5 protein-coding genes are annotated in these 10572 nt (G+C 69.7%); 4 read left to right on the top strand and 1 reads right to left on the bottom strand.

What is annotated here, in order from left to right:
* Positions 1–391 precede the first annotated feature (391 nt).
* Positions 392–1663, top strand: coding sequence for an acyl-CoA thioesterase/bile acid-CoA:amino acid N-acyltransferase family protein (locus QSK30_RS34515; protein WP_285509536.1), 1272 nt, complete (start codon positions 392–394; stop codon positions 1661–1663).
* A gap of 76 nt (positions 1664–1739) precedes the next feature.
* Here QSK30_RS34515 and glgP read toward each other — a convergent pair whose 3' ends face one another.
* Entirely contained in the window at positions 1740–4283 is a 2544-nt protein-coding gene (gene glgP / locus QSK30_RS34510) for an alpha-glucan family phosphorylase (protein WP_285509535.1), read from the bottom strand.
* A gap of 916 nt (positions 4284–5199) precedes the next feature.
* On the opposite strand from glgP, the gene QSK30_RS34505 reads away from it, so the two are divergent.
* The 3 genes from QSK30_RS34505 to QSK30_RS34495 all read left to right on the top strand — a co-directional run bounded on the left by QSK30_RS34505 (position 5200) and on the right by QSK30_RS34495 (position 10513).
* A complete protein-coding gene (locus tag QSK30_RS34505) occupies positions 5200–7167 on the top strand; it encodes an alpha-1,4-glucan--maltose-1-phosphate maltosyltransferase (protein WP_285509534.1) in 1968 nt (655 codons plus the stop codon).
* A gap of 212 nt (positions 7168–7379) precedes the next feature.
* Positions 7380–9179: a maltose alpha-D-glucosyltransferase gene (treS, locus tag QSK30_RS34500; protein WP_285509533.1), complete on the top strand. Its 1800-nt coding sequence runs from the start codon at positions 7380–7382 to the stop codon at positions 9177–9179.
* Complete coding sequence (locus QSK30_RS34495) at positions 9176–10513, top strand: maltokinase N-terminal cap-like domain-containing protein (RefSeq protein WP_285509532.1); 1338 nt, start codon at positions 9176–9178, stop codon at positions 10511–10513. Before treS ends, QSK30_RS34495 begins: the two co-directional genes overlap by 4 nt.
* Positions 10514–10572 lie beyond the last annotated feature (59 nt).

The following is a 10572-nucleotide window of genomic DNA, read 5'->3' as shown; positions in this document are numbered from 1 at the left end:
ACTGGCTGTGTAGGAACTTCCATATTCCCAGACAGAAGGTCATCCCCAAACCGCACTCCGGACACACCCAGCGTGGTCACCAAACGTGGAAGATCAACTACCACAAGTGATCATGATCTCGCCCTGGCCCGACCCCCAACCATGAACCGATCCCCTGGAAACAACCGGTTCGGTCGTCGCCACCTCGGTCGTCATAGTCCTGCCCATCGCGTTTCCTCCGGAATCTGTCAGCCTGCGCTGCGATCATTGCCCCGCCACCCAGTACAAGACCACGGCGTGAACACGTGTTCGACTATAGCGCTACTTCACCCGGTTTGAGGTGCGCGAACGGTCCTTCACTCGATAGTGGGACTTCGGCGAGAACCACTCGATTCCATGGCACTATCGACACATGGCCCGATTCGCCGTGACACCTGTTGACGCCCCGCTCGACCACCCATTGGCGGTCCGGCTGGCCGATCTGCCCGCATTGCGGGAGGTCGTCGTCCAGTCCGCGATGCGCGATGGATTCGGGCGCCCGCTGGGAGCCGAGGCCACGTTCACGACCAATGAGGAAGGAGAGCTCGACCTCACCACCACGGCGCCGGACTCGGGCGGGTACAACGGAGTCGACCCGATGGGACTGGTCTGGTCGATGACTCCGCGGCCATCCGAGGAGCCTTGGCGCAAGTCCAGCACCGTGCTGCCGCCGGTGACGATCACGTTCACCGCGCTGCTGGACGGCGAACCGGTGGCCGAGACCATCATCAAGAGACGGAGGTTGCCCAAGGGCGTGGCCCGGCGAGTGGTCCGCGACAACGGGCTGATCGGCACCCTCTTCCACACCGACGACGGCCGAGCGCACCCTGGCGTACTGCTCCTCGGCGGTTCCGAGGGTGGCTTGCACGAGGCCGACGCCGCGCTCTTGGCGGCGCACGGCTTCACGGTCCTCGCGTTGGCCTACTTCGGTTTGCGGGGCGTGCCCCAGTGGCTCGTCGACATCCCCGTCGAGTACTTCGGTGCGGCACTTGGGTTTCTGCGCGCACAGGACAGCGTCAGCCATGCCCGGTTGGGGGTGGTTGGCGGTTTGCGCGGCGGGGAGGCCGCTCTGCTGATCGGCTCCGCTTTCCCGGACGTGCGGGCGGTGGTCAGCATCGTCGGCAGCGGGGTGCTCACCCAGGGCATCGGCGAGGGGGCCAACCTGCTCGGCATCCTCGGCAACACGGTCCCGGCGTGGACGGCGGAGGGCGATCCCCTCCCGTTCGTGCCCAACGACATCACGGACGACCTGGTGACCCAGGTGGAGTCCGGCGGACCGGTTCGGATGTCATCCGCGTTTCCGAAGGACCACCCACCGGAAACGGAAATCCCAGTCGAACGAATTCGGGGTGGGGTGCTACTGATCTCCGCGGGCGACGACGGGATCTGGCCGTCCACAAAGTACAGCGCGATCGCCGCCGACCGATTAGCCACGCAGGACCACGTGTTCCCGTTCGAACACGTGGACTATCCCGACGCCGGTCACCTGATCGCGGCCCCGCCGTTCGGTCCGAGCGGCGAGAACACGATCCCCGGTCCCGGCGTCGCCCTGGACACCGGTGGCACACCCGGGAGCAATGCCGCGGCACGTGCCGACGCGTGGCCGCGCGTCGTCGAGTTCCTCACCACGAACCTGAAACCGTAGCGACCACCAACAGGCTGTTGCCCAGGCGGCCGAATCGAAGATCCGACCACCCGGGCAACAACACCAAGGACCTCGGTCAGGCGAGGACGACCTTGCCCAACTCCGCAGGTGTGGCAAGCAATCCGTGCTTGGGGAGGACACGGGCGGTGACACCGAGAGCGCCCGCGTGCGGCAGAGCCAGCTCGGTCGAGTAGCGACCCTCACTCACCGGGTGCATCACGGCGGTGACCACGTCACTGAGCTCGTCGGTGTCGCCGACTCGACCGACGACGGCCTGCACCTCGACGTCGGACGGGTCGAGCCCGGCCAGGTCGACGTTGGCGTTGACGCTGACCCGGTCACCGATCACCGGGGTGTGGCCCTCGTCCAGGGCCAGCTCGCAATCGGTGACGCGGACGCGCTGCCAGGCGCCCGCGAGCCGGTTGCGGTACTCGGCTAGGTCCCGGGCGACGCGGAAGTCGTCAGACTGGGCCAACGCGCCCGCGGTGGCGGCGGGGGCGTAGGCCGACTCGACGTACTCCTGCACCATGCGGGTCGCCTGGACCTGCGGACCCAACGACGACAGGGTGTGGCGCACCATCGCCATCCACCGCACCGGCACGCCCGCGGCGTCCCGGTCGTAGTAGAGAGGAGCAACCTGCGACCCGAGCAACTCGTAGAGCGCGGCCGCCTCGAGATCGTCCCGGCGGACCGGGTCGGTGACCCCGTCCGCGGTCGGGATGGCCCAACCGTTGCTGCCGTCGTAGAACTCGTCCCACCAACCGTCCCGGATGGACAGGTTCAGCCCGCCGTTGAGGGCCGCCTTCATGCCGGAGGTGCCGCACGCCTCCAGCGGACGCATCGGGTTGTTCAGCCAGACGTCGCAGCCCCAGTAGAGGTAGCGGGCCATGGACATGTCGTAGTCCGGGAGGAACACGATGCGGTGGCGGACCTGGGCGTCGTCGGCGAAGCGCACGATCTGCTGGATCAGCGCCTTGCCGCCGTCGTCGGCGGGGTGCGACTTCCCGGCGACCACCAGCTGCACCGGACGCTCCGGGTGCAGCAGGAGGGCGCGCAGGCGCTCCGGGTCGCGCAGCATCAGGGTGAGCCGCTTGTAGGTGGGCACGCGGCGGGCGAAACCGACGGTGAGCACGTCGGGGTCGAACACCGAGTCGGTCCAACCCAGCTCCAGTGCCGAGGCACCACGTTGCAGCCAGGCCGCGCGGACCCGGCGGCGCACCTCGGTGACGAGGCGCTCGCGGAGCCCACACCGCAGCTCCCAGAGCCGGGCGTCGGTGACGGCCGCGGTGTCGGGGTTCGGTTCGGGTGCTTCCTCGGGGTCGCCGACGACAGCGGTGATCTCCCGGGCAGCCCAGGTCGGGCCGTGCACGCCGTTGGTGACCGAGGAGATCGGGACCTCGTCGGTGTCGAAGCCGGGCCACAGGCCGCCGAACATGCTCCGGCTGACCGCGCCGTGCAGCTTCGACACGCCGTTCGCGCGCTGGGCGAGTCGCAGACCCATGTGGGCCATGTTGAACATGCCCGCGTTCTCCTCGGCACCGAGCGCCAAGACACGGCGGAGGTCGATGCCGGGGAGCAGGGTGCCGTCGCCGAAGTAGTACTGCACGAGGTCCACCGGGAACCGGTCGATCCCGGCCGGGACCGGGGTGTGCGTGGTGAACACGGTGCCCGCGCGCACCGCGGAGAGTGCCTGGTCGAAGTCCAAGCCCTGGCCGGAGACCAACTCCCGCAGGCGTTCCAGGCCGAGGAAGCCCGCGTGCCCCTCGTTGGTGTGGAACACCTCGGGCTGCGGGACGCCGGTCAGCTCGCAGTAGGTGCGAACCGCGCGCACCCCGCCGACACCGGCGAGGATCTCCTGGCGGATCCGGTGATCTTGGTCGCCGCCGTAGAGGCGGTCGGTGACCCCGCGCAGGTCGTCGGCGTTCTCCTCGATGTCGGAGTCCAGCAGCAGCAGCGGCACCCGACCGACCTGGGCCTTCCAGATCCGCGCGCGCAGCACCCGACCGCCGGGCATCGCCACGTGCACGAGGATCGGCGCCCCGGACGGCTCGGTCAGCGGCTCCAGCGGGAGGCCGTTCGGGTCGATCACCGGGTAGTGCTCGACCTGCCACCCGTCGAGGGACAGCGACTGCCGGAAGTAGCCGGACCGGTAGAGCAGCCCGACACCGATGAGCGGGACACCGAGGTCGGAGGCCGCCTTCAGGTGGTCACCCGCCAGCACGCCGAGCCCGCCGGAGTAGTTGGGCAGTGCCTCGGTGACGCCGAACTCCATCGAGAAGTAGGCGATCGACCCCGGTAGGCGGGTGCCGTTCGAGTCGCCGTCCCGGCGCTGGTACCAGCGGGGCTCACCGAGGTAGCGGCGCAGGTCGTCGGCGACCTCGGCGACCCTGGAGAGGAAGTCCCGGTCGTTCGACAACTGCTCGAGTCGCTCAGCGGGCACCTGGGCCAGCAGGTGCAGCGGATCGCCGCCCACCCGCTCCCAGATCTCGCGGTCGACGGCGGCGAACAGGTCCTGAGTGGGCGGATGCCACGTCCACCGCAGGTTGGTGGCGAGCACGCCGAGATCGGCGAGCGGCTCGGGGAGCCCGGCACGGACGGTGAATCGACGGACAGCTTTCACGGAGTCCGACCCTAGCGGCCAACCTGGATCGAGCAAGCCATGCGAGGCCCGCCCGACCGCCACCGCGACCCCTGACGGCAGGGAAACCACTGGTCAGCGCAGGTGGTGGAATCGAAAACTAGTCGAAATCCTGCGGGCGTGGCCGTCGGCCGAGACCAGAGGGGACAGACGCCGGGCCCACAGGGAGAGGGAGAGAGAGGGAACGGCCAGAGGGCAGAGGGCAGAGGGCAGAGGGCAGAGGGCAGAGGGCAGAGATAAAGAGATAAGCAGGCGGCAGCAGATCAGACCAATCAGCAGATCAAGTGGAGTGGTGGGTGGTTCGTGCTCGATGCGGTGGTTCACGGGTGAGGTGGCCGCCTGGTGAGGGCTAGGTGAACAGGTGGCGGCTCAACGCATTCCGAGGTGCTGACTGCGGCAAGTGGCGCCCAGGAGGTGCCTGGGGGTGGCGCGGCGAACCCGCTGTACTGGGCCAGGGCACGGCAGGCCTTGATGATGCCGTCGGGGGCGACAAGAAGCGAGGCATTGCCGCAGCGGTGCGAGGTGTCGCGGGGCTGCAGGGTGAGCGGGACACGGAGGCGGCCGCGCCCCTGCGCTGTTAGGCGGGTAAACCAGTGGGCACGAGCTTGATGGGCTGTTAGGCGGGTGAGGCAGTGGCCACGAGCCTTGATGGGGGCTAGGCGGACAGCGGACACACCGACGGGGCCGGGGAGACCCTGCGGCACCGGGGCACTGGGCACCGAATCACCGGAGTGCGGCCGTGAGCAACACGGGTTCAGGTCGCTGGAAAGTGGGTACCTCCCAGACCACCCCTGCGGGTGATCCGGTGTCCTCGACTTTGGTGGAGGGCGGTGTGGCGATCTCAGCCCCGCAGGGCAGACTAGGCGGCAAGCACCCGCGATGGAGAGGAGCCTGACCGGTGAGCGGTCGGCTGGGTATCGATGACGTCTCCCCGATCGTCTCTTGCGGTCGGTACCCCGCGAAAGCCGTTGTGGGGGAACACATCCCGGTCAGAGCCACCGTCTGGCGGGAGGGGCACGACGCGATCGCGGCCACCGTCGCGTGGCGTGGTCCGCATGACGCCAAGGCCCGGCGGACGCGGATGCGGCCCGAGGGGATCGCGTCGGACCGGTGGGTCGCCGACATCGTCCCGGACCGGGAGGGGCTCTGGACCTTCCGCGTCGACGCGTGGAGCGACCCTTGGTCCACCTGGGTGCACACCATCGAGGTGAAGGTCGCCGCCGGGCAGACCGCCGACGAGGTGGCCAACGACCTGGAGACCGGTGCCCGCCTGCTGGAGCGCGTCGGGCGCAGGCCCGATCGCAGCACCGACCGCAAGCTCCTCGTCTCCGCCGCCCGCGCGCTGCGCGACACCGCCATGCCGCTGTCCGCGCGGATCGCCGAGGCGCTGTCGGACTCCGCCCGCCGGGTGATGACCGTGCACCCCGTGCGCGAGCTGGTCACCAAGGGCAAGGCCCACCAGGTGTGGGTCGACCGCAAGACCGCCCTCTACGGCTCCTGGTACGAGTTCTTCCCCCGCTCCACCGGCGGCCTCGACACCGAGGGCAAGCCGGTCCACGGCACCTTCGCGACCGCCACCGCCGAGCTGGACCGGGTCGCCGCGATGGGCTTCGACATCGTCTACCTGCCGCCGATCCACCCCATCGGCGAGGTGAACCGCAAGGGCCCGAACAACTCCGTCGACTCCAAGCCCGGTGACGTCGGCTCCACCTGGGCCATCGGCTCCACCGCGGGTGGCCACGACGCCATCCACCCCGAGCTGGGCACCTTCGACGACTTCGACGCCTTCGTCGCCCGCGCCCGCGAGCTCGACCTGGAGATCGCCCTCGACTTCGCGCTCCAGTGCGCGCCCGACCACCCCTGGGTCAGCAAGCACCCGGAGTGGTTCACCACCCGCCCGGACGGGACCATCGCCTACGCGGAGAACCCGCCCAAGAAGTACCAGGACATCTACCCGGTCAACTTCGACAACGACCCCGAGGGCCTCTACGCCGAGGTGCTGCGGGTGATCCTCCTCTGGGTCGAGCACGGCGTCCGGGTGTTCCGAGTGGACAACCCGCACACCAAGCCGCCGGACTTCTGGGAGTGGTTGATCCGGCAGGTGAAGGCCGTCGACCCCGACGTGCTGTTCCTGTCCGAGGCGTTCACCCGGCCCGCCCGCCTCTACGGGCTGGCCAAGCTCGGGTTCACCCAGTCCTACACCTACTTCACCTGGCGCACCAGCAAGCAGGAGCTGACCGAGTTCGGCGAGGACATCGTCGCGCACGCCGACGAGGCCCGGCCGAACCTGTTCGTCAACACCCCAGACATCCTGCACGAGTCGCTGCAGCACGGCGGCCGGGCGACCTTCGCCATCCGCGCGGCGCTGGCCGCCACCATGGCCCCCGCCTGGGGCGTCTACGCCGGCTACGAGCTCTACGAGCACGAGGCCGTGCACCCGGGCAGCGAGGAGTACCTGGACTCCGAGAAGTACCAGCTGCGCCCGCGCGACTTCGCCGGGGCGCTGGCCGACGGTCGCTCGCTGCAGCCGTGGATCACCCGCCTGAACGCGATCCGGCGGGCGCACCCCGCGCTGCAGCAGCTGCGCACGCTGCGCTTCCACCACATCGACAACGACGCCCTGATCGCCTACTCCAAGACCGACCCGGAGTCCGGCGACACCGTGTTCACCATCGTCACGCTGGACCCGAACACGCCCCAGGAGGGCACCCTCTGGCCGGACTGGGAGGCGCTCGGCCTGGACCCGGACGCCACCCACGGCGCGCACGACGAGGTGTCCGGCCAGACCTGGCAGTGGGGCCGGGGCAACTACGTCCGTCTCGACCCGTGGACCTCGGTGGCCCACATCGTCCACATCCGACGATGATCATCACGGCCGCGTAGGAATCCGCCATCGGTGGTACGTCCCCGGGTGACGCCCGCGGGACGCCGCCGCTGCCGGGGCGCGGCACGACCGCCCACACGAGACACCCAGCGGCAGAGGGGAGACGTGGAGGTCGGACAGGGGTAGCGCGTCGTACCAGCCGGGACGTGGTACGTATTGCGCACCGACAACGACGACGGTGACAGGGCGAGAGCATGACGGTTCAGGACTCCACCGCGCCCGACGCGGCTCTGGGTCTGGCGGGTATTCCCCACACTGGCGAGGGCGTGACGGCCGACGGTCACCTGACCGAGCCGCAAGCCGAGGACTTCCACCACGCGCGGTCAGCACCGCCGGACCCGCGCTGGTACAAGAGCGCGGTCTTCTACGAGGTGCTGGTCCGGGCCTTCAACGACTCCGACGGCAACGGCACCGGCGACCTGCGCGGGCTCGCCGACAAGCTCGACTACCTGCAATGGCTGGGCATCGACTGCCTGTGGCTGCCCCCGTTCTACGCCTCGCCGCTGCGCGACGGCGGCTACGACATCAGCGACTTCCGCGCCGTGCTGCCCGAGTTCGGCACCGTGGACGACTTCGGCTACCTGCTCGACCAGGCGCACAAGCGCGGCATCCGGGTGATCACCGACCTGGTGCTCAACCACACCTCGGACGCGCACCCGTGGTTCCAGGAGTCGCGGCAGCACCCGGACGGCCCGTACGGCGACTACTACGTCTGGTCGGACACCGACGACCGGTACTCGGACGCGCGGATCATCTTCGTTGACACCGAGACCTCGAACTGGACCTACGACCCGGTGCGCGGCCAGTTCTACTGGCACCGGTTCTTCTCCCACCAGCCGGACCTGAACTACGAGAACCCCGAGGTCCAGGAGGCGATGCTGGACGTCCTGCGGTTCTGGCTGGACATCGGCATCGACGGCTTCCGCCTCGACGCTGTGCCCTACCTGTTCGAGGAGGAGGGCACCAACTGCGAGAACCTCCCCCGCACGCACGAGTTCCTCAAGCGCTGCCGCAAGGTCGTCGACGACGAGTACCCGGGCCGGGTCCTGCTGGCCGAGGCCAACCAGTGGCCCGCGGACGTGGTCGAGTACTTCGGTGACCAGGGGGTCGGCGGCGACGAGTGCCACATGGCGTTCCACTTCCCGCTGATGCCGCGGATCTTCATGGCGGTGCGCCGGGAGTCGCGGTTCCCGATCTCGGAGATCCTGGCCCAGACGCCCTCGATCCCCTCGGGTGCCCAGTGGGGCATCTTCCTGCGCAACCACGACGAGCTGACCCTGGAGATGGTCACCGACGAGGAGCGCGACTACATGTACGCGGAGTACGCCAAGGACCCGCGGATGAAGGCCAACATCGGCATCCGCAGGCGGTTGGCGCCGCTGCTGGACAACGACCGCAACCAGCAGGAGCTGTTCACCGCGCTGCTGCTGTCGCTGCCCGGCTCGCCCGTCCTGTACTACGGCGACGAGATCGGCATGGGCGACAACATCTGGCTGGGCGACCGCGACGCGGTCCGCACCCCGATGCAGTGGTCGCCGGACCGCAACGCCGGGTTCTCCCGCTGCGACCCGGGCAGGCTCTACCTGCCCACGATCGCCGACCCGGTGTACGGGTTCCAGGCGGTCAACGTCGAGTCGGCGATGAACAACACCTCGTCGCTACTGCACTGGACCCGGCGGATGCTGCAGGTCCGCACCGAGCACCCGGCGTTCGGCCACGGCGACTTCACCGAGCTCGGCTCGTCGAACCCGAGCGTGCTGGCCTACCTGCGCAGGCACGAGGGCGACGTCGTGATCTGCGTGAACAACCTGTCCCGGTTCCCGCAGCCGGTGGAGCTGCACCTGTCCGAGCACGACGGGTGCGTGCCCGTGGAACTGACCGGCGGGGTGCGCTTCCCCGCCATCGGCGAGCTGCCGTACCTGCTCACATTGCCAGGGCACGGCTTCTACTGGTTCCAGATCACCCAACCCCACGAGGAGGGCGAACCCCAGTGAGCACCCGACCCCTGCACGCCGTGGAATCACTGGCGGACGACCTGCGCGCCTGGCTACCGGCGCAGCGGTGGTTCGCGGCGAAGGGGCGGGACCTGACCGACGTGCGGGTGGAACGCGCGGAGGTGCTCAGCAGCGGCGAGCCGACCCTGGTGCACGCACTGCTCGACGTCGACGGCGAGCTGTACCAGGTGTTCATCGGGGTGCGCTACCAGCTGCCCGAGCACCTCAACGGCTCGTTGATCGGGCGGATCGGGGAGTCCTACGCCTATGAGGCGGCGCACGACCCGGAGCTGATGGCGGGCCTGCTGGACCTGCTGGCCACCAGCGCGGACACCGGGTCGCTGCACTGGCGGCCGGAGCCGGGGATCTCGCTGGTCACCGGCCTGCGGGCGCGGCCGATCGGGGTGGAGCAGAGCAACACCTCGATCGTCTACGGCTACCACTACATCCTCAAGCTGTTCCGCAGGCCCACGCCCGGCGCGAACCGGGACGTGGACCTGCACCGGGCGCTGGCCAGCGCGGGCAGCACCCAGGTGGCCGCGCCGGTGGCCACGGTCGAGGACGACGACTGCGTGCTCGGTTTCGCCCAGCGCTACCTCGGCGACGCCGCCGAGGGCTGGGCGACCGCCACGGCCAGCGTGCGCGACCTGCTGGCCGAGGGCGACCTGCACGCCCGCGAGGTCGGCGGCGACTTCGCGGGCGAGGCCTCCCGGCTCGGCGCCGCGGTGGCCCAGGTGCACGCCGACTTGGCCGAGGAGCTGGGCACCCAGGTCGACCACGACGTCGACGCCGGGGTGGCCGAGATGCACGCCCGGCTGGACGCGGTGCTCGCCGAGGTGCCCGCGCTCGCCGAGCACGAGCGCACGCTGCGCGAGGCGTTCGACGCGGTGCGGGCGGTCTCGGCGATGCCGGTGCAGCACATCCACGGCGACCTGCACCTGGGCCAGGTGCTGCGCACCACGGCGGGCTGGGTGCTGATCGACTTCGAGGGCGAGCCCGCCTCGGCGCCGCGGGAGCGGGTGCGGATGCGCTCGCCGCTGCGCGACGTGGCCGGGATGCTGCGCTCGTTCGACTACGCCGCGCTGCACCTGCTGGCCGGTGACGAGCCGGACAACCAGCGGTTGACCCGGGCCGCGGAATGGGCCGACCGCAACCGGTCGGCGTTCTGCGACGGGTACGCCACGGTCGGCGAGGACCCGCGCGCGGACGCCGCGCTGCTGCGCGCGTTCGAGCTGGACAAGGCGGTCTACGAGGTCGCCTACGAGCACCGCAACCGGCCGGACTGGGTGCCCATCCCGCTGGCGGCGATCCGCCGCGCGCCGGGAATTCCCTGATTACGACTTTTAGGCAGCACGAGTATCGGGTAATCACAATCGTGGCTAACCTGATCGAC

Source organism: Actinokineospora sp. NBRC 105648 (assembly GCF_030269645.1).
Classification (GTDB): Bacteria; Actinomycetota; Actinomycetes; order Mycobacteriales; family Pseudonocardiaceae; genus Actinokineospora.
Note: the sequence above shows the minus strand (reverse complement) of the source record. Positions and strands in the feature narration are given on the sequence as shown.

Bases quoted from the DNA above. Each gene is read 5' to 3' on its own strand.
- treS (WP_285509533.1), top strand. From the start codon at position 7,380: ATGACGGTTCAGGACTCCACCGCGCCCGACGCGGCTCTGGGTCTGGCG.
- QSK30_RS34515 (WP_285509536.1), top strand. From the start codon at position 392: ATGGCCCGATTCGCCGTGACACCTGTTGACGCCCCGCTCGACCACCCA.